Source organism: Mesorhizobium sp. M0618, assembly GCF_040320765.1.
Classification (GTDB): Bacteria; Pseudomonadota; Alphaproteobacteria; order Rhizobiales; family Rhizobiaceae; genus Mesorhizobium.
In genome coordinates this window covers 344,150-367,994 of the sequence record NZ_JAMYQH010000002.1, presented here as the reverse complement: position 1 = coordinate 367,994, position 23,845 = coordinate 344,150, and the positions used below count along the sequence as shown (strand labels likewise).

The 23,845-nt window shown below is 61.9% G+C and carries 23 protein-coding genes; 14 read left to right on the top strand and 9 right to left on the bottom strand.

What is annotated here, in order from left to right; genetic code table 11:
• The first annotated feature begins 201 nt into the window (after window positions 1-201).
• From NKJ04_RS03855 to NKJ04_RS03815, 9 genes are all read left to right on the top strand, one after another.
• Entirely contained in the window at window positions 202-1,443 is a 1,242-nt protein-coding gene (locus tag NKJ04_RS03855; RefSeq protein ID WP_352673585.1) for a phosphopentomutase, read from the top strand.
• The gene (gene mutM, locus NKJ04_RS03850) at window positions 1,436-2,326 is read left to right on the top strand and encodes a bifunctional DNA-formamidopyrimidine glycosylase/DNA-(apurinic or apyrimidinic site) lyase (RefSeq protein ID WP_352673584.1); all 891 of its coding nucleotides are present in this window, start codon (window positions 1,436-1,438) and stop codon (window positions 2,324-2,326) included. Before NKJ04_RS03855 ends, mutM begins: the two co-directional genes overlap by 8 nt.
• Before the next feature lie 135 nt (window positions 2,327-2,461).
• The gene (locus tag NKJ04_RS03845) at window positions 2,462-3,235 is read left to right on the top strand and encodes an enoyl-CoA hydratase (protein WP_352673583.1); all 774 of its coding nucleotides are present in this window, start codon (window positions 2,462-2,464) and stop codon (window positions 3,233-3,235) included.
• 182 nt (window positions 3,236-3,417) lie between these two features.
• A complete protein-coding gene (gene rpsT, locus NKJ04_RS03840; protein ID WP_013533694.1) occupies window positions 3,418-3,684 on the top strand; it encodes a 30S ribosomal protein S20 in 267 nt (88 codons plus the stop codon).
• Between the two features lie 924 nt (window positions 3,685-4,608).
• Window positions 4,609-6,084, top strand: a complete 1,476-nt coding sequence (gene dnaA / locus NKJ04_RS03835; protein WP_023811386.1) for a chromosomal replication initiator protein DnaA — start codon at window positions 4,609-4,611, stop codon at window positions 6,082-6,084.
• A 304-nt stretch (window positions 6,085-6,388) separates the two neighbouring features.
• Window positions 6,389-7,507, top strand: a complete 1,119-nt coding sequence (gene dnaN, locus NKJ04_RS03830; RefSeq protein WP_352673582.1) for a DNA polymerase III subunit beta — start codon at window positions 6,389-6,391, stop codon at window positions 7,505-7,507.
• Between the two features lie 181 nt (window positions 7,508-7,688).
• Complete coding sequence (recF, locus tag NKJ04_RS03825; protein ID WP_352673580.1) at window positions 7,689-8,834, top strand: DNA replication/repair protein RecF; 1,146 nt, start codon at window positions 7,689-7,691, stop codon at window positions 8,832-8,834.
• 31 nt (window positions 8,835-8,865) lie between these two features.
• Window positions 8,866-9,621 carry a molybdopterin-synthase adenylyltransferase MoeB gene (locus NKJ04_RS03820; protein ID WP_352673579.1) on the top strand — a complete coding sequence of 252 codons (756 nt, stop codon included), beginning with the start codon at window positions 8,866-8,868 and terminating at the stop codon, window positions 9,619-9,621.
• 4 nt (window positions 9,622-9,625) lie between these two features.
• Entirely contained in the window at window positions 9,626-10,114 is a 489-nt protein-coding gene (locus tag NKJ04_RS03815) for a GNAT family N-acetyltransferase (RefSeq protein ID WP_352673578.1), read from the top strand.
• 33 nt (window positions 10,115-10,147) lie between these two features.
• On the opposite strand, the gene NKJ04_RS03810 is transcribed toward NKJ04_RS03815, so the two are convergent.
• Window positions 10,148-11,149 (bottom strand): 2-hydroxyacid dehydrogenase, encoded by a 1,002-nt coding sequence (locus NKJ04_RS03810; protein ID WP_352673577.1) that lies wholly within the window; start codon window positions 11,147-11,149, stop codon window positions 10,148-10,150.
• Window positions 11,150-11,368: 219 nt separating this feature from the next.
• On the opposite strand from NKJ04_RS03810, the gene NKJ04_RS03805 reads away from it, so the two are divergent.
• A complete protein-coding gene (locus NKJ04_RS03805; protein WP_352673575.1) occupies window positions 11,369-11,929 on the top strand; it encodes an SH3 domain-containing protein in 561 nt (186 codons plus the stop codon).
• Window positions 11,930-11,987: 58 nt separating this feature from the next.
• Here the strand turns inward: NKJ04_RS03805 and NKJ04_RS03800 are convergent, their stop codons facing one another.
• Both NKJ04_RS03800 and irrA read right to left on the bottom strand, forming a co-directional pair.
• Window positions 11,988-12,110 carry a hypothetical protein gene (locus NKJ04_RS03800; RefSeq protein WP_502897885.1) on the bottom strand — a complete coding sequence of 41 codons (123 nt, stop codon included), beginning with the start codon at window positions 12,108-12,110 and terminating at the stop codon, window positions 11,988-11,990.
• Between the two features lie 19 nt (window positions 12,111-12,129).
• Window positions 12,130-12,561, bottom strand: a complete 432-nt coding sequence (irrA, locus tag NKJ04_RS03795; RefSeq protein ID WP_024503471.1) for an iron response transcriptional regulator IrrA — start codon at window positions 12,559-12,561, stop codon at window positions 12,130-12,132.
• 242 nt (window positions 12,562-12,803) lie between these two features.
• Here irrA and fabA point away from each other — a divergent pair, with 242 nt between their 5' ends.
• The 4 genes from fabA to NKJ04_RS03775 all read left to right on the top strand — a co-directional run bounded on the left by fabA (window position 12,804) and on the right by NKJ04_RS03775 (window position 17,166).
• A complete protein-coding gene (gene fabA / locus NKJ04_RS03790; protein WP_013527885.1) occupies window positions 12,804-13,319 on the top strand; it encodes a 3-hydroxyacyl-[acyl-carrier-protein] dehydratase FabA in 516 nt (171 codons plus the stop codon).
• Between the two features lie 50 nt (window positions 13,320-13,369).
• A complete protein-coding gene (gene fabB / locus NKJ04_RS03785; protein ID WP_352554684.1) occupies window positions 13,370-14,590 on the top strand; it encodes a beta-ketoacyl-ACP synthase I in 1,221 nt (406 codons plus the stop codon).
• Window positions 14,591-14,603: 13 nt separating this feature from the next.
• Entirely contained in the window at window positions 14,604-15,416 is an 813-nt protein-coding gene (gene fabI / locus NKJ04_RS03780) for an enoyl-ACP reductase FabI (RefSeq protein ID WP_023811399.1), read from the top strand.
• Window positions 15,417-15,621: 205 nt separating this feature from the next.
• On the top strand, window positions 15,622-17,166 hold the full coding sequence (locus NKJ04_RS03775; RefSeq protein WP_352610750.1) for a putative bifunctional diguanylate cyclase/phosphodiesterase: 1,545 nt from the start codon (window positions 15,622-15,624) through the stop codon (window positions 17,164-17,166).
• Between the two features lie 74 nt (window positions 17,167-17,240).
• Here the strand turns inward: NKJ04_RS03775 and NKJ04_RS03770 are convergent, their stop codons facing one another.
• From NKJ04_RS03770 to rbfA, 6 genes are all read right to left on the bottom strand, one after another.
• Window positions 17,241-18,254, bottom strand: a complete 1,014-nt coding sequence (locus NKJ04_RS03770) for a class I SAM-dependent methyltransferase (RefSeq protein ID WP_352673572.1) — start codon at window positions 18,252-18,254, stop codon at window positions 17,241-17,243.
• Between the two features lie 105 nt (window positions 18,255-18,359).
• Window positions 18,360-20,507 (bottom strand): polyribonucleotide nucleotidyltransferase, encoded by a 2,148-nt coding sequence (gene pnp / locus NKJ04_RS03765; protein WP_352673571.1) that lies wholly within the window; start codon window positions 20,505-20,507, stop codon window positions 18,360-18,362.
• Window positions 20,508-20,783: 276 nt separating this feature from the next.
• Window positions 20,784-21,095, bottom strand: a complete 312-nt coding sequence (gene rpsO / locus NKJ04_RS03760; RefSeq protein WP_269470859.1) for a 30S ribosomal protein S15 — start codon at window positions 21,093-21,095, stop codon at window positions 20,784-20,786.
• A 140-nt stretch (window positions 21,096-21,235) separates the two neighbouring features.
• Window positions 21,236-22,330: a magnesium/cobalt transporter CorA gene (corA, locus tag NKJ04_RS03755; protein ID WP_352673570.1), complete on the bottom strand. Its 1,095-nt coding sequence runs from the start codon at window positions 22,328-22,330 to the stop codon at window positions 21,236-21,238.
• Window positions 22,331-22,374: 44 nt separating this feature from the next.
• On the bottom strand, window positions 22,375-23,382 hold the full coding sequence (gene truB / locus NKJ04_RS03750; protein ID WP_352673568.1) for a tRNA pseudouridine(55) synthase TruB: 1,008 nt from the start codon (window positions 23,380-23,382) through the stop codon (window positions 22,375-22,377).
• Entirely contained in the window at window positions 23,382-23,822 is a 441-nt protein-coding gene (gene rbfA, locus NKJ04_RS03745) for a 30S ribosome-binding factor RbfA (RefSeq protein ID WP_352673566.1), read from the bottom strand. The genes truB and rbfA overlap by 1 nt, the downstream gene beginning before the upstream one ends.
• Window positions 23,823-23,845: the final 23 nt, after the last annotated feature.

Here is a 23,845-nt window from a genome sequence, read left to right as displayed (position 1 = left end):
TGCTCAGACCGTCATCCCAAAACCGCTGCGCACTTTTGGGCAACGCACTGCTTGCTTTGTGCAAGTCGTTGCCCCCAAAACCGCAGCGCACTTTTGGGCGATATGCACTGATTATCACGCCTGCCCGTTGCCGTTTGGTTTCCGAATTGCCAATGAAGTCGCGGAACCCTATGTCTGGTCGGTCAAACTGGCAACAACTCGATGGCGCGCGCTTTCCTCTTCGTCCTGGATTCCTTCGGCATCGGCGGCGCGGCCGACGCCGACCGCTACGGTGACGCCGGCGCCAACACATTCGCGCACATCGCAGAGGCCTGTGCGGAGGGCCGTGCGGATCGCGAAGGGTTTCGCAGTGGACCGCTGTTTGTCCCTCATATGGCCTCCCTCGGGCTTGGCAAGGCTGCCGAAACCGCGACGGGACTGGGGTTTGCCAACAGCGGGGCGGATCTGCTCCCAACTGCCTTCCACGGTGCTGCTCAGGAGGTTTCGAGCGGTAAGGATACGCCATCCGGCCATTGGGAAATCGCCGGCCTGCCGGTGCGCCTCGACTGGGGCTATTTCCCGGATACGGTTCCGGCCTTTCCGGCCGAACTGACCGAGGCGATCATCCGTGAAGGCAAGGTGCCGGGCATTCTCGGCAATTGCCATGCGCCGGGCACCGAGATCATCGAGCGCTTCGGTGAGGAGCACATCCGGACCGGCAAGCCGATCTGCTACACGTCGGTCGACTCGGTCCTGCAAATCGCCGCGCATGAAGTCCATTTCGGCCTCGACCGGCTTTATGAATTCTGCAAGGTGGTGCGCAGGCTGGTTGACCCGCTGAGGATCGGACGGGTGATCGCACGGCCGTTCGTCGGCGAAACCACCGCCACTTTCGAGCGGACATACAACCGTCATGACTACGCCGTGCCCCCGCCGGAACCGACCCTGCTCGACCGGCTGACGGCGCGTGGCAGCCGTGTCATCGCCGTCGGCAAGATCGGCGACATCTTCGCCCATCGCGGAATTTCGCAAGTGCGCAAGGCGGCAGGCAACATGGCGATGTTCGACGAGGCGCTGGGTGCGATCGATGATGCCGGCGACGGTGACCTCGTCTTCGCCAATTTCGTCGACTTCGACACCGAATTCGGTCACCGCCGCGATGTCGCAGGCTATGCTGCCGCGCTCGAGGCCTTCGACCTGCGGCTGCCGGAAGCATTTGCGAGGCTGCGGCAGGGCGATCTTCTCATCCTGACGGCCGACCACGGCAACGACCCGACCTGGGGCGGGACCGATCACACGCGCGAGCGCATTCCGGTGATCGGCACTGGACCGGGTCTCAAGGGCGGCGACATCGGACTGAGAACGACATTCGCCGACATTGGCGAGACCCTGGCCGAGCATTTCGGGCTGGCGCCCGGACGCTACGGCACTTCTTTCTATGCGGCGATCGGCGGTCATGCCTGAATTGCCGGAGGTCGAAACCGTCCGGCGCGGACTTCAGCCGGTTCTGGAAGGCGCCACGATCGCCCGTGTCGAGGCGCGCCGACCGGATCTGCGCTTTCCATTTCCCGAGAAATTCGCGCAGCGGCTGACCGGCAAGACGATCACGGCACTCGGCCGCCGGGCCAAGTATCTGACGATGGACCTGGAAGGCGGGCCCGTGCTGATCTGCCATCTCGGCATGTCGGGCTCATTCCGCGTCGAGACGGCCGATGGCAGCGACATGCCCGGCATCTTCCGGCACGACCGCTCGAAAAGCTCCAATCACGACCACGTCGTCTTCCATGTCGAGTCTCCAACCGGTGCCCGGTCCCGCGTGATCTTCAATGATCCGCGCCGCTTCGGCTTCATGTTGTTTGCGGAGGGACTGCCGGACGTTCACCCGATGCTGGCTGGACTTGGCGTCGAGCCTACGGGCAACACATTGGACGGTGCGCTGCTCGCCTCATTGATGAAGGGGCGGCGATCACCGCTGAAGGCAGCGCTTCTCGACCAGAGGCTGATCGCCGGGCTCGGCAACATCTATGTGTCGGAGGCGTTGTGGCGTGCCGGCCTGTCGCCGCTGCGCGAGGCGGGCACGATCGCCAGGCCCGAAAAGAAAGCCCAAGCCCAAAGCGAACACCTCGCGCAAGCCATTCGTTCGGTGATATCGGATGCGATCGCAGCCGGCGGCTCCTCACTGCGGGACTATATGCAGACCGATGGGTCGCTGGGCTATTTCCAGCACGCCTTCGCCGTCTACGACCGCGAAGGCGAGGCCTGCTCCAAGCCCGGCTGCGGCGGCCACATCGAACGGATCGTGCAGAGCGGCCGATCGACCTTTTATTGCCGGACATGTCAGCGGTGAGTTGGAGCAATTCCAGGAAAAGTGTGAAACGGTTTTCCGTCGAGAATTGCGTCGAGACAAAGGAGATGGAAGCGGTTCTGCGTTTCCGTGAAACGATGAACCGCTCCAGACGAGCGTGAGCAAGGAGAAGCAGCCATGGCCTATGAGACGATCATCACCGAGCCGCACGGCAAGGTTGGGCTGATCACGCTGAACAGGCCGCAGGCGCTCAACGCGCTGAATTCGCAGATTCTGACCGAAGTGGTGGCAGCCGTGAACGGGTTCAGCGCCGATCCAGATATCGGCGCCATGGTCATCACGGGTTCCGAAAAAGCTTTCGCCGCCGGCGCCGATATCAAGGAGATGCAGTCCATCTCCTACGCGGACGCCTACGCCCAAGACTTCTTCGTCGGCTGGGAGGAACTGACGCGGGCGCGAAAGCCTATTATCGCGGCGGTGGCGGGCTATGCACTCGGCGGCGGCTGCGAGCTGGCGATGATGTGCGATTTCATTATCGCCGCCGACACGGCCAAATTCGGCCAGCCCGAGATCACCCTCGGCGTCATTCCAGGCATGGGCGGGTCACAAAGGCTGACCCGCTTCGTCGGCAAGTCGAAAGCGATGGACATGTGCCTGACCGGGCGGATGATGGATGCCGCCGAGGCCGAGCGTTCTGGCCTGGTGTCGCGGGTCGTGCCTGCCGGCGAGCTTGTCGAGGAGGCGCTGAAGGCCGCGGCCAAGATCGCCGCTTTCTCGCTACCATCGGTGATGATGGCGAAGGAGGCTGTCAACCGCGCCTTCGAGACGACGCTTGCCGAGGGATTGCGGTTCGAGCGCCGGCTGTTTCACTCGCTGTTTGCACTGGACGATCAGAAGGAAGGCATGGCGGCCTTTGCCGAGAAGCGGAAGCCGAATTTCACCAACCGCTGACGCCAATCCTCTCGCCGAGAAGAAGATGGCTGTTGGCCGCCAAAAAGAAGGCCAGGCAGCGTTGACGCGCCGGAAAAGCTGAACTATAAGCCGCACCAACCGAGGCGGCCCCGTGGCTGCCCGTTTGTTTTTTGCGCCCTGCGGCACCCCGCATGCGCCGACCAGATCAGAAGAGAGGCATCATGGCCAATACATCCTCGGCCAAAAAGGCAACGCGCAAGATCGTCCGCCGCGCAGCGATCAACAAGAACCGCCGCTCGCGCGTCCGCACCTATATCCGCCAGGTCGAAGAGGCGCTTGCCTCCGGCGACAAGGCTGCCGCACAGGCTGCCTTCAAGATCGCGGAGCCGGAATTGATGCGCGCCGCGACCAAGGGCGTGATTCACAAGAACACGGCGTCCCGCAAGGTGTCGCGACTGGCTCAGCGGGTCAAGGTACTGTCGGCCTGACATTACTTGCCTAGACTGACGTTCTTCGAACCCGGCCGTTTGTGCCGGGTTTTTTCGTTTGCCGGCAAGCACTTAAAAAGAATGTCCGGAAACGGCGTCTTAGGCGGATTTCACAATTGGGAATAGTTTGCCGGCATATGCATGCCTGCTGTTGATCGGCATGCTTGAAAAGGGCCAGCTTAATGATTCTTAACTGTCAGAAATAGCTTATAATTTTCAGACACTTACTGATGGTGATCCACAGCTTGTCCACACCGGGCCGACCCGATCGGGGACAAGTCGCTGTCAAGCGAATTATTTCAGAATATTTCTCTCAGCGTCCGGTTTTTCATATTCGCCGGAAAAGGGTTTGAATCACAATGGCTTTGTTAAAATGTGCCGTCACGGCACGCCACTCGAACCCGCCTCCAGTAACCAGATTCCTTAAAAATCCGTTAGACGTGGCCTTGCCCTATCCACAGCGATTTCGGTAGTGTCGATCTATCGAAAGGGACGGGCTCTGGCTCTTAACCCAAGCCTGAATCGGCCAGCTTAAATTGGTGGGATTTGCAACGCGGATCAAGTCCGCGGACGGGTTTGGTTTGTCTTTTTCGATACGGTAGGGGACTGGCGTAACTAGACATGGCAGGTAGACGGCGCGCCGGCGCTCCTTTCGCCGGACGGTGTTGTATTGCCCTGACATACCCAACGCGGACTGGCTTCCATGGGCCGGCACCGGTTCCCGCAGATAATGGGCGACGTTCATCTGCCGGCGGCGGCAGCGGACATCGTAGCAAAGACTTAGGTCGCCGGAACCGGATGCAGGAGGCGCATCCCCGGTGGAAACAGGTACGGAAGAACAAGGAAAAGATCATGCAGAGCGGCATCGAAAGGGAGCTTACGGGCGACCTCCCATTTCCTGGAACTTTGATCGGAGCAAACGACATGGCGGTGTCCAGCGACGCGGAACAGAAATTCGACCGGGTCAAAGCCCAGTTGAAGGCGCGCCTGGGAACCGAAGTCTATTCGAGCTGGTTTGGCCGCATGAAGGTCGCCGAGGCTTCCAAGGGCATCGTCCGCATCTCGGTGCCTACTGCCTTCCTGCGCTCATGGATCAACGGCCACTATCTCGACCTCATCTCCGAGTTGTGGAAGCAGGAGGATCCCGATCTCCTCAAAATCGACATCGTCGTGCGCACGGCAACCCGTCAGGGACGCAGCCAGGCCGAGCCAGAGGTAACGCCAGCACGCAGCAAGGTGACACGGCAGACGCAGACGGCGCTTGCCGCCGGCACAGTCAGCCCCAGCCGGGTGGAGCGCGCACCGGCTCCGCGTCCGGGCACACCGATCGAGAGCGAATTCCGCCACAACGTTTTGGGATCACCGCTCGATCCGCGCTACACGTTCGGCTCCTTCATCGAGGGACCGTCGAACCGGGTGGCCTTCGCCGCCGCCAAGGCAGTGGCGGAATCGCAATCGAGCGCGGTGCGCTTCAATCCGCTTTTCCTTCACGCAACCGTCGGGCTCGGCAAGACACATTTGCTGCAGGCCATCGCCGCGGAATCGCTGAAGCAGAACCCCAAGTCGCGCGTCGTCTATCTCACGGCCGAGTATTTCATGTGGCGCTTTGCCACCGCGATCCGCGACAACAACGCGCTGACGCTCAAGGAACAGCTGCGCGACATCGACCTGCTCATCATCGACGACATGCAGTTTCTGCAGGGCAAGTCGATCCAGCACGAATTCTGCCACCTCATCAACATGCTGCTCGACAGCGCCAAGCAGGTCGTCGTCGCCGCCGACCGGCCGCCATCGGAACTGGAATCGCTCGAACCGCGGGTCCGTTCGCGCCTCAATGGCGGTGTCGCGCTTGAAATGTCGGCGCCCGATTTCGCCATGCGCCTCGGCATGCTCAAATTGCGCCTTGCCACGGCCAGGAGCGACGACGCGTCGCTCGACATTTCGGAGGAGATCCTCAATCACGTCGCCCGCACCGTGACCGGCAGCGGACGCGAGCTGGAAGGCGCCTTCAATCAGCTTTTGTTCCGTCAATCCTTCGAGCCGCAGATCACCATCGACCGGATCGACGAAATCCTCGGCCACATCTATCGCACCGGCGAGCCGAAGCGTGTCCGTATTGAGGACATCCAGCGCATCGTGGCGCGTCACTACAATGTGTCGAAGACCGAATTGCTGTCCAACCGGCGCACGCGCACCATCGTCAAGCCGCGGCAGGTCGCCATGTACCTGTCGAAGGTGATGACGCCGCGCTCGCTGCCTGAGATAGGACGGCGTTTCGGCGGCCGCGATCACACCACGGTGCTGCATGCCGTGCGCAAGATCGAGGACCTTTCCGGCAACGACAACACGCTGGCGCAGGAACTTGAGCTTCTGAGGCGGTTGATCAACGACCAGGCCTGATCCTCCGGGGATGGCCGAGCCGGAACAATACCGGAATTCAATGGCTTGCCAGTGCGGCGCTGGGCCTGGATCGGGCTCGTGGCGCCGCCTGGAAGCGATCTGGATTTCGGTTTTACGACACTGGCTCGCGGACTTCGAGCGCGTTATCCCCAGAAAGCCCGCGTAGCCGGCCTGAACCGGTGGCGCGGGCTTGCGTTTGCTGGTTTTTTCCTGTCAGTTTACGCAGATTCTGAGCCTGTTCAGACCTTTCGCGGGACGCCGCTCACTGGTGACCCGTCATTCATTCAAGCGAGCCTGTTTCGTCATGCGTGTTATCCTGGAACGGTCAAATCTCCTGAAATCGCTCAACCACGTCCATCGTGTGGTCGAGCGGCGAAACACCATACCGATCCTGTCCAACGTGCTGCTCAGCGCCGAAGGCGCCAGCCTTGAAATGAAGGCGACCGATCTCGACCTCGAGGTGACCGAAGCGACGCCCGCCAAGGTGGAGCGCGGCGGGGCGACGACGGTCCCGGCACATCTGCTCTACGACATCGTGCGCAAGCTTGCCGATGGCGCCGAGGTGATGCTGAAGACGGACGAGGACGGCAACGCCATGACGGTGACGTCTGGCCGCTCGAGCTTCCGCCTTCAGTGCCTGCCGCAATCCGACTTCCCGGAGCTTTCGGCCGGATCCTTCTCGCATATCTTCCGTCTCGATTCGGTTGCCCTGAAAGGCCTGATCGAGAAGACCCAATTCGCCATCTCCACCGAGGAGACACGCTATTACCTGAACGGCATCTACCTGCACACGCATGAGGTCGCCGGCAAGCTGAAGCTGCGCTCGGTGGCGACCGACGGCCACCGCCTGGCGCGCGCCGAGATCGATGCGCCAGCGGGTTCCGAAGGCATGCCGGGCATCATCATTCCGCGCAAGACGGTGAGCGAGCTGCAGAAGCTCGTCGACGATCCGGATGTCGCGGTGACCACCGAACTGTCGGACACCAAAATCCGCTTCACCATCGGCAGCGTGGTTTTGACATCGAAGCTGATCGACGGCACCTTCCCCGACTATCAGCGGGTCATTCCGACCGGCAACGACAAGAAGCTGATCATTGACCGCCAGAGCTTTGCCGCCGCCGTCGATCGCGTCTCGACCATCTCTTCCGAACGCGGCCGCGCGGTGAAGCTGTCGATCAGCGAGGGTCAGGTGACGCTTGCGGTCAACAATCCGGATTCAGGCAGCGCCACCGAAGAACTGTCCGCCGACTATTCATCCGATCCGATCGAGATCGGCTTCAACGCCAAGTACCTGCTCGACGTTGCCGCGCAACTGACCGGCACGGAAGCCAAGTTCATGCTGGCGGATGCCGGTTCGCCGACGCTGATCCACGACATGGCCGACGAGACCGCACTCTATGTGCTGATGCCGATGCGGGTGTAGCGGCGCCGTGTCACCGCTTGGTCTGTTGTGGACCGGCGGCAAGGCGCGATTTACGGCAACTCCTAGAGCAATTCCAGGAGAAGTGTGAAGCGGTTTTCCGTACGGAGTTGCGTCAAAACAAAGAGATAGAGCGGTTCTGCGTTTCCGTGAAACGATGGAGCGCTCTATAGGCGGATAGCGGTTGCCGGCACAGAACCATATAAGTAAGTTAACACTTACTAACTTCCGCAACTACGCGGCGCTGACGATTGGTCTGGCGCCAGGTGCCGTGGTTTTTTCCGGCGACAACGGCGCCGGCAAGACCAATCTCCTCGAAGCGATCTCCTTTTTGACACCGGGGCGTGGCTTGCGCCGCGCCCCTTACGCGGATGTCGCACGCGAGGGCGGCGACGGCGGCTTTGCATTGCATGCCCGGCTCGACGGACCTGACGGCCAAGTCGAGATCGGAACAGGCATTTCGGGCGGCGACACCGCCGGCGAAGGCGGCAGGCGGGTGCGCATCAATGGAGCGTCGGCGCGTTCGGCCGAGGACATGCTGGAATGGCTGCGCGTGGTGTGGCTGACGCCGGCCATGGACGCGTTGTTCACCGGGCCGGCCGCGGATCGCCGGCGCTTTCTCGACCGGCTGGTGCTGGCGATCGATCCCGGCCACGGGCAACGTGCGATCGACTACGAGAAGGCGATGCGTGGCCGTAACCGCTTGCTTACTGAAGGCTCTCGAGACGACCGCTGGTTCGACGCAATCGAGACGCAGATGGCCGAAACCGGTGTGGCGATCGCCGCCGCGCGAGCCGAGATGGTGCGCCTTCTGACCGCCATGGTCGACAGGCTGCCCGACACGGGGCCATTTCCGCAGGCCGATATCGGCCTTTCGGGAGACCTGGAAGCCGAAATTGCGACCGCGCCGGCAGTCGATGTCGAGGAGCGCTTCCGCCGGACCCTTGTCGAGGGTCGTGACCGCGATCGCGCTGCCGGGCGCACGCTCGAGGGTCCGCATCGTTCGGATCTGATGGTTCGGCACCGCCCCAAGGCGATGCCGGCCGAGCTTTGCTCGACAGGCGAGCAAAAGGCGCTGCTGGTCGGCATCGTGCTGTCCCATGCAAGGCTGACCGGCGAAATGTCGGGCATGACGCCGATCCTGCTGCTCGACGAGATCGCCGCGCATCTCGACAGCCGGCGCCGCACGGCGCTGTTTTCCATCCTGGAGGAACTGAACTGCCAGGCGTTCATGACAGGAACCGATGCTGCGCTGTTTTCCAGTCTCCAGGGACGCGCGCAATTCCTGACTGTCGACCATGGGACGGTTGGGCCAACCGAAGACCCCTGACAAGGTTTTTCAGTCCCTGTATGATCAGGCAATGACCACTGCCGCCCTGACCGCAGACGAGATCGAACGCTATGCCCGCCACATCGTGCTGCCGGAGATCGGCGGAGCCGGACAGCAAAGGCTGAAACAGGCCCGGGTGCTGGTTATCGGCGCTGGCGGGCTGGGCGCGCCGGTGCTTGAATATCTCGCCGCCGCCGGCGTCGGCACACTAGGCGTGATCGATGACGACACCGTTTCGCTGTCCAATCTGCAGCGTCAGGTCATTCACGGTACCGACACTGTCGGCCTGCTGAAAACCGATAGCGCCAAGGCGGCAATCGCTCGCATCAATCCCAACACAACGGTGGAAGCGCACGCAATCCGGCTGACCACGGACAATGCGCCCGCCCTCGTCGCCCGCTATGACATCGTCGTCGACGGTTCCGACAATTTCGAAACGCGCTATGCCGTGGCCGATGCCTGCGCGAGCGAAGGCAAGCCGCTGGTGCATGCCGCCGTCGGACGCTTCGATGGTTCGGTAACGGTGCTGAAGCCATTCGAAGACGGCAAGGACGGCAAGCCCAATCCAGGCTATCGCGATCTGTTTCCCGAGGCGCCACCGCCGGGCCTGGTGCCGTCCTGCGCCGAAGCCGGCGTGCTTGGCGCGCTGACCGGCGTCGTCGGCACGCTGCAGGCCATGGAGGCGATCAAGCTGATCACCGGCGTCGGCGAACCGCTGGTCGGCCGGCTGCTGCTCTATGATGGGCTGGCGGCGCGCTTCGACACCATCCGCTACAAGAGAAGCTGAATTCTTGGACCGGATCGAAGCTTTCTCCACCGCGCGGATCCCGACCGATTTCGACCGTTGGGACGATGTGCTCGCATTGATCATGCGTGCCTTCGCCTCGATGGACGGCGTCATCGACTTGCCCTCCTCGGCCCACCTTTTGACCGCCGACACTCTGCGGGACAAGGCGCGGCGGGAGACCGGCTTCGTGGCGCTCAAGGGCGATCGGATCGTCGGCTGCGTCTTTGCCCTTGAAAAGGTGACAGAGTTCTATGTCGGCAAGCTCGCCGTGGCGCCGGGCTGCCAGGGACAAGGCATTGGCCGGCGGCTGATGCAGGCGGTCGAAGACCTTGCCCGCAGCCGCGGCAAGGCGGCAATCGAGCTTCAGACGCGGATCGAACTGACCGGGAATCATGCGGCCTTTGCTCGCCTCGGCTTTCGCGAAACTGAACGGACGGCGCACGAGGGCTATGCCAAGCCGACTTCGATCACCATGCGCAAAGCTATCCCGTAAGGTTTATCTTACGGTTTGTGGGCCGCGACAGCGTCAGGTCCTGAGCGGCAGCACCCGATCCGGCGGGCGGTGGCCGTCGACGAAGGCGCGGATATTGATGATGACCTTCTCGCCCATGTCGATGCGGCCCTCGAGCGTCGCCGAGCCCATATGCGGCAAAAGCACGACCTTGTTCTTGGCGGCGAGCTTCAGCAGCTTGCTGTTCAAGGCCGGCTCATGCTCGTAGACATCGAGCCCGGCGCCGGCGATCTTGCCGTCCTGAATCAGCTTGACCAGCGCTTCCTCGTCGATGATGTCGCCACGTGCGGTGTTGACGACATAGGCAGTCGGCTGCAGCAGCGCCAGCCGCCGCGCCGAAAGCAGATGGAAGGTTGCCGGCGTCGAGGGACAGTTGATCGAGATGATATCCATGCGGGCCAGCATCTGGTCGAGGCTTTCCCAATAGGTCGCCTCCAACCCGTCTTCCACGGCCGGCAGCACGCGGTGGCGATTGTGATAATGGATCGACAGTCCGAAGGCCTTGGCCCGCCTGGCGACGGCGGTGCCGATGCGGCCCATGCCGACAATGCCGAGCCGCTTGCCCCAGATGCGCCGGCCCAGCATCCAGGTCGGCGACCAGCCGGCCCATTTCTTGTCACCGGTGAGCACATTGGCGCCTTCCGCCAGCCGCCGCGGCACCGCCAGCATCAGCGCCATGGTCATGTCGGCGGTGTCCTCGGTCAGGACATTCGGCGTGTTGGTGACGGTGATGCCCCTCTTGGCCGCGGCCGCGACATCGATCTTGTCGACGCCATTGCCAAAATTCGCGATCAGTTTGAGGTTGTCGCCGGCCTGGGCGATCAGTGCGGCGTCGATCTGGTCGGTTACCGTCGGCACCAGCACGTCGGCCTCCTTGACCGCCGCGACCAGTTCCGGCTGCGTCATCGGCCGGTCCTCGACATTCAGCCTGGCGTCGAACAACTCGCGCATGCGGGTCTCGACCGGGTCGGGCAGCTTTCGCGTGATGACGACGAGAGGCTTCTTTTTGCCTGCCATTGTTTCCCTCTCGAGTACTTGCCGCAATTCCGAACGCAAAACCGCTTCACACTTTTACTGGAATTGCTTCTTACCCGATCTCGTTGAGACCTCTTTAACCAAGACCGGCGAAACTGAAAGCCGGTCGCGGTGCCGATTACTCCCTGTAACAAGCGGTGCCGCCGAAGACAAAGAAAAAGGGGCGCCGAGCCCGATGGGCAAGCGCCGAAAGGAATGAAAGTGTCTGGTTTCGCGTCGCTTCGCCTGATTGTCAGCGCAGCATTTCTCGGCGCCCTGCTTTATTCTCCGCTTGCCGTGGCGCAGAGTGCCGCTGCACCTGCCCAGGGCGTCGTCACGCTTGGTCCGAGTGGCCTGCCGCTGCCGCGCTTCGTCAGCCTGAAATCCGGCCGCGTCAACTCGCGCGTCGGTCCCGGGGCCAACTACTCGGTCGACTGGATGTATATGAAGGCCGGCCTGCCGATGGAGATCATCCAGGAATTCGACACATGGCGCCGCGTGCGCGATGCCGATGGTTCGGAAGGCTGGATCAACCAGTCGCTGCTTTCCGGCCGACGCACGGCAATCGTCGCACCATGGCAGCGCGGCAAGGGCGCCCAGATCGACCTTCTCAACAGTCCCGACAAGGACGCAAGAGTGGTCGCGATGATTGAACCTGGCGTCATGGGTACGATCAAATCCTGCGACGGCCAGTGGTGCGAAATGACATTCGACGGCCACACCGGCTGGCTTGCCCAGTCGGTTGTCTGGGGCGCCTATCCCGGCGAGCGGGTCAAGGACTGATTCTTGACCCGGAATCTAAACCCCGATCCTTCACAGCCCGGTTTGGGTGTGTTGAAATTCAGGTCAGCCTAGCGCCCGATACGGCCGAGATGAGTGTCCTGAAAGCGGTCGGCAGCTTCAGGCCATGGCCCAGCGCACGGTCGATGGCGATGTGCCCGGCGAGCAGCAACAGCACGGGCACGGTCAGGGGACCTCGCCGGTCATTCGCGGCGTTTGGGGCGCAGCCTCACCACGATGTCGACATTGGCGATCTCCATCCCTTCCGGAGGCTCCGGCAGGTTGGCAACCGTCACCGGACCGCTGTCGATGTCGAATATGCGGTTTTCGCCTTCGATGTAGAAATGGTGGTGGTCGGAGGTATTGGTGTCGAAATAGGTTTTCGCGCCCTCGACGGCGAGGATGCGCAAAAGTCCCGCCTGGGTAAACTGGTGAAGGGCATTGTAGACGGTGGCCAGCGACACCGGCACGCCGGCGGCAACCGCCTCCTCGTGCAGTTCCTCGGCCGACAGATGCCGGTCGCCCTTGGCGAAAAGCAGATCGGCCAGCGCAATGCGCTGACGCGTCGGCCTCAGGCCGGCTTCACGGACCCGCTTGTCCACAGCGACATTTTCCTTCCGGCCGTCCAGGTCCATCTTCTCGTCGAACCCCACAGTTCCGCCCCAAGACACGCCCAGAATGGCAAAAAAATGAACGTCTGCCGAAACCGGACCTCTCAGGACATATATTCTGTCGTCCGAATGCGATCAATAGCGCGCATTGACCCAGGCAGACGAGCAGGCTAAGCGCAAACGCCGGTTTCCGGCCTGAAACAGATTGTGTTAGGAAACCAACGACAAGGGCACCCGATAGCCCGGAACGATATGGGATGAGATTGATGGCGGGTAAATCCAGCTACGAGTACGACGAATTGCTGGCCTGCGCCCGCGGCGAACTGTTCGGACCGGGCAACGCCCAGCTTCCTTATCCACCTATGCTGATGTTCGACCGCATCACCGAGATCAGCGAGACGGGCGGCGCCTTCGAGAAGGGTTTCATCCGCGCGGAGTTCGACATCAAGCCGGACCTGTGGTTCTTTGCCTGCCATTTCATCGGCAATCCGATCATGCCGGGGTGCCTCGGCCTCGACGCCATGTGGCAATTGACGGGCTTCTATCTTGGCTGGCTGGGCGAACCCGGCAAGGGGATGGCGCTGTCGACCGGTGAAGTGAAATTCAAGGGCATGGTCACGCCCTCGGTGAAGAAGGTCGAATATGGCATCGACTTCAAGCGCGTGATGCGGGGCCGGCTGGTGCTCGGCATCGCCGATGGCTGGCTGAAGGCGGATGGCGAACCCATATACGCGGCAACGGATTTGAAAGTCGGTCTGTCCAAGCAGTCGGCGGTTGGCTGACCGGCATCCCTGGCCAGCTCTCTGGCCAGCACCCCTGGAAGGAGTTGCGAATGAGACGTGTCGTAGTCACAGGCATCGGCATTGTGTCGTCGATCGGCAACAATGCCAACGAGGTGCAGACCTCTCTGCATGACGCCAGATCCGGCATCAGCTTCTCGGATTCCTTCGCCGAACACGGCTTCCGTTGCCAGGTCTGGGGAGCGCCGACGCTCGATCCATCGGCCATGATCGACCGCCGTGCGATGCGCTTCCTGAGCCAGGGGGCTGCCTGGAACCATGTCGCCATGGATCAGGCCATCGCGGATGCGGGCCTCGGCGAGAGCGACATCACCAATGAACGCACCGGCATCGTCATGGGATCGGGCGGACCATCCACCCGCACCATCGTCGAAGCTGCCGAAACGACGCTGAAGAATGGCAGTCCCAAGCGCATCGGTCCGTTCGCGGTGCCGAAGGCAATGTCATCAACCGCATCGGCGACGCTTGCCACCTGGTTCAAGATCCACGGCGTCAACTACTCGATCTCGTCGGCCTGTTCGACCTCAGCGCACTGCATCGGCAATGGCTATGAATTGATCCAGTGGGGCAAGCAGGACATCATCTTTGCCGGCGGCCACGAGGATCTCGACTGGACGATGTCGGACCTGTTCGACGCCATGGGCGCGATGTCGTCGAAATTCAACGACAAGGCATCGACAGCTTCCCGCGCCTATGACGCCAATCGCGACGGCTTCGTCATCGCCGGCGGCGCCGGGGTGCTGGTGCTGGAAGAGCTTGAGCATGCCAAGGCGCGCGGCGCCAAGATCTATGCCGAGATCGTCGGCTATGGCGCGACGTCGGATGGCTACGACATGGTTGCTCCTTCAGGCGAGGGCGCGGTCCGCTGCATGCGCCAGGCGCTGGCCACGGTTTCCACACCGGTCGACTACATCAACACCCATGGCACCTCGACGCCGGTGGGAGATTCCAAGGAAATGGGAGCGATCCGCGAGGTGTTCGGCCCAGAGATGCCGTATATCACCTCGACGAAGTCGCTGACCGGCCATTCGCTGGGCGCGGCCGGCGTGCAGGAATCCATCTATTCGATCCTGATGATGCAGGGCGGCTTCATCGGCGAAAGCGCCCATATCGAGACCCTCGACCCCGAATTCGAGGGCATGCCGATCGTGCGAAAGCGCATCGACGACGCCAGGATCGATACTGTCTTGTCCAATTCGTTCGGCTTCGGCGGCACCAACGCCACGCTCGTTTTCCAGCGCTATTCCGCATAAGGATTTGCCGGCCATGGACGGATTGATGAAGGGCAAGCGCGGGCTTGTCATGGGTGTCGCCAACGATCATTCGATCGCTTGGGGAATTGCCCGGAAATTGTCCGAACATGGGGCGGAACTCGCCTTCACCTATCAGGGCGATGCCTTCGGACGCAGGGTCAAGCCGCTGGCCGACAAGCTCGGCGCCTCGCTGGTGGTGCCGTGCGACGTCGAGGACAGCGCTTCAGTCGCCGCCACATTCGAGACCCTGGGCAAGGAATGGGGCGGGCTGGATTTCATCGTCCACGCCATCGGCTTTTCCGACAAGAACGAGTTGAAAGGCCTCTACGCCGACACCAGCCGGGACAATTTCGTCCGTACCATGGTGATCTCTTGCTACTCCTTCACCGAGGTCGCCCGCCATGCAGCCACCTTGATGCAGGACGGCGGATCGATGATCACGCTGACCTATGCGGGCTCCGTCCGCGTCATGCCGAACTACAATGTCATGGGCGTCGCCAAGGCAGGGCTGGAGGCGAGTGTCCGCTACCTCGCCAACGATTACGGTCCGCGCGGCATCAGGGTGAACGGCATATCGGCTGGACCCGTGCGCACGCTCGCCGGCGCCGGTATTTCCGATGCGCGCCATATGTTCTCCTACCAGCAGCGAAACTCGCCGCTGCGCCGCACGGTGACCATCGACGAGGTCGGCGGCTCGGCACTTTATCTGTTGTCGGATCTGTCTTCCGGGGTTACCGGCGAGATCCACTATGTCGATTCCGGCTATCACATCGTTTCCATGCCGACACTCGACGAATTGAAGCAGACCGACGGCGGACGAGACTAACGCCTGTCGCCCAAAGGTGCGCGGCGGTTTTGGAATGGCGACATTGAAGACACGAAGCTTAAAGCGCGCCAACTGAATCCGTTTCAGCGCTAGGCGTATTGATCCGCTCAAGAAATACTTTCGGTCCAGTAAAATTGGATTCATTCGCGGAAACTCATTTTAAGGAGATATCCGCTAGAAAGCCCCGTACTCAGGGGAACTTTCAATGCTCGCCGTCAGCAACCCGAAGCGAACACCGGTGTTCCGACTGCTCACCATAGCGAGTTCGGGTCTCGGCAGTTTCGTCCTCGGGCTCTGGGGCTTGAAGCTCGGCCTCGGCGATGGTTTTGTCGGCATCTCCGCGGACATGATGGTCTCGGTGATGGCCGCTCTTTGCGCACTGGCGGCATCGGTCGCCGCGATGTCCTTCTTCGCCGGCGTCGATGAATCGGCGGATTTCGTCTTCACGGAAACCCATTTCGACAAGCTGACCGGCCTGGTGGCACGCCCGGCGATGGTCGGCAAGATTGCCGAGGCGGCATGCGCGACCAGCCGGACCGGCGAGCCGATGTTCCTCATCGATATCGACATCGACCGGTTCAAGCAGATCAATGACGCCATCGGCTACAGCCAGGGCGACGAGTTGATCCGCGCCTTCACCAAGCGCTTGAAGACGTGCGTGCCGCCGCGCGCGCTGATCGGACGCATCGGCGCCGGTGAATTCGCGATCCTGCTGCCCGACAATCAGGTGTCCGGATCGCTGGAAAGCACCGTCGAGAGGCTCATCGACGAGATGATGGAGCCCTATGATCTCGGTACGCACCTGCAATCGGTCAGCCTGTCGGTCGGCATCGTGGCGATGCCAAAGGACGGCGTCGATCCGGTCCTCATCCTGCGCCGCTCCAATCTGGCGCTGCAGAACGCGCGCGCCAGCGGCGTCGGCAACTGGTCGGTCTTCCATGCCGAAATGGGCAGGGTCGCCGACCATCGCCAATGGATCGAATCCGAACTGCATATAGCCTTCGAGCGTGGTGACTTCGACCTTCATTACCAGCCGCAGCTCGATCTCCCGACCGGCCGCATCGTCGGGTATGAAGCGCTTATCCGCTGGCGGCATCCGGAACGCGGCATGATCCCGCCGATGGAGTTCATTCCGATCGCCGAGGAAACCGGCATGATCGGCCCGATCGGCGAATGGGTGCTGCGCAAAGCCTGCAGCGACGCACAGCATCTGCCCGATGATTGCTTCGTCGCCGTCAACATCTCGCCCGTCCAGTTCATGACCAAGGACTTCGTCGGCATCGTGCGCGACACTATGACGAGCACCGGCATCAAGCCGTCGCGGCTGGAGCTGGAAGTGACCGAGACGGCGATGATGCAGGACCGCGACCGCGCCGCCGCCATCCTGAAGGAGCTTGCGGATATGGGCATCTCGGTCGCCGTCGACGATTTCGGTACCGGCTATTCCAATTTGAGCTACTTGATCGATTTCTCATTCGGCAAGCTGAAGATCGACCGGTCCTTCGTCAGCCGCCTCGACACCGACTCCAGCTCCGGCGCGGTCGTCTCGACGATCGTCGGGCTTTCGCGCGCGCTCGGGGTCAGCATCATTGCCGAAGGCGTCGAGACCGAAAGCCAGGCGACGCTGCTCAGGGCAGCCGGCTGCGAGGTGGTGCAAGGCTATCTTTACGGCAGGCCCGCCCCCCTCAAGATCAGGATCGGCGACGCGCATGTCACCGATGAGGTCCGGCGCGTCGCCAATCTGCATTGAGTGCGACGCGATGTCTGTTTTCGTCTGAGCATGACCTTTTCCGAAAACCGGTATCCACTTTTCGGGATCATGCTTCAACGACGAGCGACAAGCACCTTGAACATGCCGGCGCGAGCGAGTTCGGCATGGTTCGAAAAAGCGGCCGCCAGGATCGGCTCATAGGGAAGCTGGCGGTTGGCGACCATGAACAGCCGCCCACCTGGTTTCAAGGCCTTGGCCGCCGCGCGGATCATGCCGGCGCCGATCTCCGGCTCGGCCGCCCGGCTGCGGTGAAAGGGCGGGTTCATGGCGATCGCGTCGTAACGCTTCTCGACCGGTTCCTTCAGCAGATCGATCCAGAAGAAATTCCTGGCGATCGACTGGCCGACTCCTGCCAGATTGAGCTTTGCGGCTTCGAGCGAGGCGAAATCGGCCTCATAGAGGTCGAGCGCCTGAACGCCGGGGGAGCAGGCGGCGATCTCGGCAGCCAGATACCCCCAGCCGGCGCAGAAATCGGCAACGCTGCCCCGCAGATCATTGGGCAGGTTCTCGACCAGCAATTTGGAGCCGGTATCGATCCGGTCGAAGGAAAACATGCCGGGCGCGGTGCGGAACCGGTTTTCAACCAGCAGAGCGGGATTGGCGGCGCGCAGTTCTTCCGCGACGGCGAGATCCGCGGGACGGCGTAACCAGAAGGCGATGCCGTGATATTTCGGCAGATGGCCCTCAAGGGGGACAAGTTCGTCAACGCGCTTGCGCAGGCTGGCAATGCCGTCATCCTTGCCGCCGGCAATGACGACCAAGGCGCCAGGCGCCACGCGCTCAAGCGCATCGGCGATGCGCACCTCGTTCAGGCCGCGATGCCGGCCGGCCAGCACAAGTGCCATATCGAAGCCGCCGCCTTCCGGTTGCGCGGTGACGCCGGAGGCCTGCAACGCACGAAAATCCGGCCGGAAGCCTTGCACGAGGTGAAGCGTCGCCTCGAAGCCTTCAGGCAGGCGAAATCCTGGCTCAGCGCCGAGAAACAGCACGCGCTCGCCCTTTACCGGCAAAGCAACAGCCTCGGCCTCAAAGGGATGGAAAAGCGTCTTCAACGGCTCGGCGGACATTGTTCGATCTCGACCTGTCTAGACGATCTGAAAGTGAAAACGGAGCTAAAATGAAAACGGGCGCGACATAAGCCGCGCCCGTTTCGATTCATGGTCTCAGACCAATCAGGCGGCGTTTTCTTCGCCTTCGGTCTTCTTGTCGCGGGCGAGTTCCTTGCCGGTGGCCTGGTCGACGACCTTCATCGACAGGCGGACCTTGCCGCGCTCGTCGAAGCCCATCAGCTTGACCCAGACCTTATCGCCTTCCTTGACCACGTCCGAGGTCTTGGCGACCCGGTCGTTGGCAAGCTGCGAGATGTGGACGAGGCCATCACGCGGACCGAAGAAGTTGACGAAAGCGCCGAAGTCCGCGGTCTTGACGACCGTACCTTCGTAAATCTCGCCGACTTCCGGCTCGGCGACGATGGTGTGGATCCACTTCTTCGCCGCCTCGATCTCCTTGGCGTTGGACGAAGCGATCTTGACCGTGCCGTCGTCCTCGATGTTGATCTTGGCGCCGGTCTTTTCGACGATCTCGCGGATCACCTTGCCGCCCGAGCCGATCACGTCACGGATCTTGTCGGTCGGGATGTGCATCACTTCGATGCGCGGTGCGAACTCACCCAGTTCCGAACGCGCGCCGGTCAGAGCATGCGCCATCTCGCCGAGGATGTGCTGGCGGCCATCCTTGGCCTGGTCCAGCGCGATCTTCATGATCTCCTCGGTGATGCCTTCGATCTTGATATCCATCTGCAGCGAGGTGATGCCGCTGGCGGTGCCGGCGACCTTGAAGTCCATATCGCCGAGGTGATCTTCGTCACCGAGGATGTCGGAGAGAACGGCGAAACGCTCGCCTTCCTTGATCAGGCCCATGGCGATACCGGCGACGGGCTTGGCCAGCGGCACGCCGGCATCCATCAGCGCCAGCGAGGTGCCGCAGACAGTGGCCATCGACGACGAACCGTTGGACTCGGTGATCTCCGAGACGACGCGCAGCGTGTAGGGGAACTGGTCAGCGCTCGGCAGCATCGGGCGAATGGCGCGCCAGGCGAGCTTGCCATGGCCGATTTCGCGACGACCCGGCGAACCCATGCGGCCGGTCTCACCGACGGAATAGGGAGGGAAGTTGTAGTGAAGGAGGAACTTCTCCTTGTACATGCCGGTCAGCGAATCGACATACTGCTCGTCCTCGCCGGTGCCGAGCGTGGCAACGACCAGCGCCTGGGTCTCGCCGCGGGTGAACAGCGCCGAACCATGGGTGCGCGGCAGAACGCCGACTTCGGAGACGATCTTGCGAACCGTGCTCAGGTCACGACCGTCGATGCGCGAACCGGTGTCCAGGATGTTCCAGCGCACGACCTTGGCCTGGAGTTCCTTGAACACGCTGCCGATCTGCTCGGAAGTGTATTTGGCGTCTTCACCTTCGGCCGGGGCAAACGCTGCCTTGACCTTCGCCTTGACGGCGTCGACGGCGGCGTAACGCTTCTGCTTGTCGACGTTCTTGTAGGCATTGCTGAGTTCGTCGCCGACGATCTTCAGCATCTCGTCTTCAAGCGCGGAATAGTCCGGCGCGGTGAAGTCGCGCGGCTCCTTGGCGGCAACTTCGGCCAGCTTGATGATGGCGTCGATAACCGGCTGGAAGCCCTTGTGGCCGAACATGACCGCGCCGAGCATCAGCTCTTCGCCGAGTTCCTTGGCTTCGGACTCGACCATCAGCACGGCATCTGTGGTGCCGGCGACGATCAGATCGAGCTTCGATTCCTGCATCTCGTCGACATGCGGGTTGAGCACATATTCGCCGTTGATATAGCCGACGCGAGCGCCGCCGATCGGGCCCATGAAGGGAACGCCGGAGAGCGTCAGGGCGGCCGAAGTGGCAACGATCGACAGGATGTCCGGATCGTTCTCGAGATCGTGCTGGACGACGGTGACGACGATCTGGGTGTCGTTCTTGTAGCCGGAGGCGAAGAGCGGGCGGATCGGGCGGTCGATGAGGCGGGAAACCAGCGTTTCCTTCTCGCTCGGACGGCCTTCACGCTTGAAATAGCCACCCGGGATCTTGCCGGCGGCGTAGGTCTTTTCCTGGTAGTTGACGGTCAGCGGGAAGAAATCGAGGCCGGGCTTCGGCTCCTTCATCGAAACGACGGTGGCGAGAACCTTGGTCTCGCCGTAGGTGGCGAGCACCGCGCCGTCAGCCTGGCGTGCGATCTTGCCGGTTTCGAGGATGAGCGGACGGCCGCCCCATTCGATTTCCACTTTGTGGTGATTGAACATGTCTTGTCCTTAATATGAGGAAAGGGCCGCGCCGTTTCACGGTGCGCGGATGCCCTTTCCCTGGCTTCCTTTCTCGGGCAGCCACGGGCAAGACAACGGGAAGCTCGGGTGATTTCGGCGCGGTGCGCGCGCGAGCGTCCTGCAATCCTGCCCCATGACCGTCCATGGGCGGTTTCGAGTGCCCTCTGCACGATCGAAACCGGGTCTGGCCAGTCGATGCGACTGGCAGAATGCGCGACCGGCGGGCTCTCCTTCGAAAGCCCGCCGGTCAATTCGTCAACGGCGCAGACCGAGCTTCTCGATCAGCGTCTGGTAGCGCGCGTCGTCCTTGCGCTTGAGATAATCAAGCAGGCTGCGGCGCTGGGAGACGAGAGCAAGCAGACCACGGCGGGAATGGTTATCCTTCTTGTGGTCCTTGAAATGGTCGGTCAGGTTCTTGATGCGCTCGGAAAGGATGGCCACCTGGACTTCCGGAGACCCGGTATCGCCCTTGGCGGTTGCGAATTCACCCATCAATTCCTGTTTGCGCTCGGCAGTAATCGACATCGTGTTTTTCCTTATCTGTTTGAGGAAACGGGTCGCCCTCAGCCGGGATGTCGTCCAGCAGGGGCCGGTGCAAGCAAAACGTCATAGCGCTATGCTGCGGCGCATATAGTGCAATTCCCCGGAAAACACCAGCCCAATTCACAAGCCGGCTTTTCAGGCCAAAATGGCAGGTTTTAGCCTTGTCAAAGCCATTTCTTCCATTTGAAGAAGGCGATCAGCCCGAACGCGACAAGCGCCATGAACAACAGCGACAAGGGATAGCCATAATAGGCCTTCAGTTCCGGCATGTTCCAGGGCGAAGACTCCGGATCGAAATTCATGCCCCAGATGCCGACCAGGAAGGTGAGCGGCATGAAGATGACCGAGACGATGGTGAGATAGCTGATGACGTCGTTGGTGCGCGCCTGGCTCAGCGACAGGTGCATCTCGATCAGGCCGGTCAGCATGTCGCGCTGGGTTTCGACCAGCTCGATCAACCGTAGCGCATGGTCGAGCGTGTCGTTGAGGAAGATCTTGGTCTCGGCCTTCACATAGGGCACATCGTTGCGGATCAGCGTCGCCAGCGCATCGCGCATCGGCCACAGCACGCCTTTCAGCACGTTGGCGTCGCGCCGCAATTCATGCAGCTGCCGCATCTGATGCTTGTGCGGCGAATGCAGCATCTGGTCCTCGATGCTGTCGACCGTATCGCCGGCGGCCTCGATCGGCGGAAAATAGCTGTCGACGATGGCGTCGATCAGCGCATAGGCGAGGTAATCGGCACCGCGGGCGCGCAACCGGTTGGGCGCTGAGCTTTCGATGCGCTTGCGCACGGGATCGAACGGATCGCCCTCCCTCTCCTGGAAGGTGACGACGAAATTATTGCCGAAGAAGACGGCGATCTGCTCATAGCGGTGCGAGGCGACGTCGTCGATCATCCTGACGACGACGAAGGCATGATCCTCGAAAAAGTCGACCTTCGGCCGCTGGCCGGTGTTGACGACGTCCTCCAGCGCCAGCGGATGCAGGCTGAAAGTGCGGCCGATCTCCTCGATCAGCGGGATGTTGGCGAGGCCGGTACAATCGAGCCAGATAACCGGCCACTTGTCGCAATGGGTGTTGAGGTCGTCGATGCTGGCATTTTCGATAGTCTTGAATTTTTCGGGCGAGATCAGCGTCAGCCTGAGTTCGCTGCGCCGCGCCGAGGGATCGGCGATCAGCGTGCCGGGCGACGCACCGACCGGCGGCCGCCGCGTTTTCACTGGTGCCCGCGTCTTCACGGTCTCAGCCTTTGCCATATGCCCCTCGTGCGAGTCCTCGCCTCGACATTAGACGACAGGAGTCACCCGGCAAAGACCCGCTTGGGCTTGAACATGCCTTGCTCGATGGCACCGATGGCGACCAGCTTGCCGCGCGCCGTGGCGCAGGCTTCCTCGGCTTCCACCGGTGCGTCGCGGCCGCGGATGATGACCGGGTTGCCAAGGCGGATCTTGGTCGCTGCATCGTCGCTGATGGCGATCTGCGGCAGGCAGTCGAGAGCCGCCGACGTATCGACCAGAAGCGCATCGATGGCGTCGAAGTCGATTGGTACTTCCACCTTGTCGACAGCCTCTGTCGTGTCAGCGGCTTCCGTTGCGTCAGTGACGTCCGTCGTGCTGTCTTCGTCCTGGACACCGAAACGGGCGGCTTCCAGTTCGGCAATGGTGACGAAATCCTCCGCCGTGAACGGCTCGACCTCGACCCGGCGCAATTCGGAAATGTGGCCAAAACAGCCCATGTCGCGGCCCATGTCGCGGGCCAGCGAGCGCACATAGGTACCCTTGCCGCATTCGACCTCGAAAACAGTATGGTCGGCGTTGTGCTCGACAACGTCCAGACGGCCGATCTCGATCTCTCGCGCGGGTATGTCGACTGTCGCGCCGTCGCGGGCCAGATCATAGGCACGCTCGCCCGCGATCTTGATGGCCGAGAATTGCGGCGGCGTCTGCATGATGACGCCAGTGTATTTCGGCAGCAGGGCGAGCACTTGGGCTTCCGACGGGCGCAAGTCGGACTCTTTCGTCACCGGACCTTCGAGGTCATCGGTGGAGCGCTCCTGCCCCCAGGCAACGGTGAAGCGATAGATCTTTGCGCCGTCCTGCACGTAAGGCACCGTCTTGGTGGCCTCGCCAAGCGCGATCGGCAGCATACCGGACGCCAGCGGGTCGAGCGTGCCGGCATGGCCGGCCTTTTCGGCCTGGAACAGCCATTTGATCTTGGAGACGGCTTCGGTCGAGCCCATGCCGACCGGCTTGTCCAAGATCAGCCAGCCCGAGATCGGCCGGCCCTTCTTCTTGCCGCGGCGCGCCACTATTCGGTGTCCTTGTTGTCGTCTTTGTCCTGGTCCGCGTTTTCCTGGTCCTCAGGACCCAGATCGCGCGCCACTTCCGGCGATTTCAACAGGTCATTGATCCTGGCAAAATTGTCGAAGGAGGTGTCGAGCTTGAAGCGGAACTCCGGCATGAACTTCATCTGCCGCAGCGCGCCGGAGACACGGCCACGGACGAATTTCGCATGCTTGTTCAGCGCCTCGACCACCGCATCGGTATCCTTGGCGCCGAGCGGCGAGACGAAAGCGGTAGCGACCTTCAAATCGGGCGACATGCGCACTTCCGAAACCGACACCACGGTGTTCTCGATCAGCGGATCGATGATCTCGCCGCGCTGCAGGGTTTCGGATAGCGCATGGCGCACCTGTTCGGCGACGCGCAGCATGCGCTGGGATGGGCTGGATGTGGTTGGACGGGGCATTTTTCTCTATCCTGAAAGCGTGA

Bases quoted from the DNA above. Each gene is read 5' to 3' on its own strand.
- NKJ04_RS03855 (WP_352673585.1), top strand. From the start codon at position 202: ATGGCGCGCGCTTTCCTCTTCGTCCTGGATTCCTTCGGCATCGGCGGC.
- mutM (WP_352673584.1), top strand. From the start codon at position 1,436: ATGCCTGAATTGCCGGAGGTCGAAACCGTCCGGCGCGGACTTCAGCCG.
- NKJ04_RS03845 (WP_352673583.1), top strand. From the start codon at position 2,462: ATGGCCTATGAGACGATCATCACCGAGCCGCACGGCAAGGTTGGGCTG.
- rpsT (WP_013533694.1), top strand. From the start codon at position 3,418: ATGGCCAATACATCCTCGGCCAAAAAGGCAACGCGCAAGATCGTCCGC.
- dnaA (WP_023811386.1), top strand. From the start codon at position 4,609: ATGGCGGTGTCCAGCGACGCGGAACAGAAATTCGACCGGGTCAAAGCC.
- dnaN (WP_352673582.1), top strand. From the start codon at position 6,389: ATGCGTGTTATCCTGGAACGGTCAAATCTCCTGAAATCGCTCAACCAC.
- NKJ04_RS03820 (WP_352673579.1), top strand. From the start codon at position 8,866: ATGACCACTGCCGCCCTGACCGCAGACGAGATCGAACGCTATGCCCGC.
- NKJ04_RS03810 (WP_352673577.1), bottom strand. From the start codon at position 11,149: ATGGCAGGCAAAAAGAAGCCTCTCGTCGTCATCACGCGAAAGCTGCCC.
- irrA (WP_024503471.1), bottom strand. From the start codon at position 12,561: ATGGACCTGGACGGCCGGAAGGAAAATGTCGCTGTGGACAAGCGGGTC.
- fabA (WP_013527885.1), top strand. From the start codon at position 12,804: ATGGCGGGTAAATCCAGCTACGAGTACGACGAATTGCTGGCCTGCGCC.
- fabB (WP_352554684.1), top strand. From the start codon at position 13,370: ATGAGACGTGTCGTAGTCACAGGCATCGGCATTGTGTCGTCGATCGGC.
- fabI (WP_023811399.1), top strand. From the start codon at position 14,604: ATGGACGGATTGATGAAGGGCAAGCGCGGGCTTGTCATGGGTGTCGCC.
- NKJ04_RS03775 (WP_352610750.1), top strand. From the start codon at position 15,622: ATGCTCGCCGTCAGCAACCCGAAGCGAACACCGGTGTTCCGACTGCTC.
- NKJ04_RS03770 (WP_352673572.1), bottom strand. From the start codon at position 18,254: ATGTCCGCCGAGCCGTTGAAGACGCTTTTCCATCCCTTTGAGGCCGAG.
- pnp (WP_352673571.1), bottom strand. From the start codon at position 20,507: ATGTTCAATCACCACAAAGTGGAAATCGAATGGGGCGGCCGTCCGCTC.
- corA (WP_352673570.1), bottom strand. From the start codon at position 22,330: ATGGCAAAGGCTGAGACCGTGAAGACGCGGGCACCAGTGAAAACGCGG.
- rbfA (WP_352673566.1), bottom strand. From the start codon at position 23,822: ATGCCCCGTCCAACCACATCCAGCCCATCCCAGCGCATGCTGCGCGTC.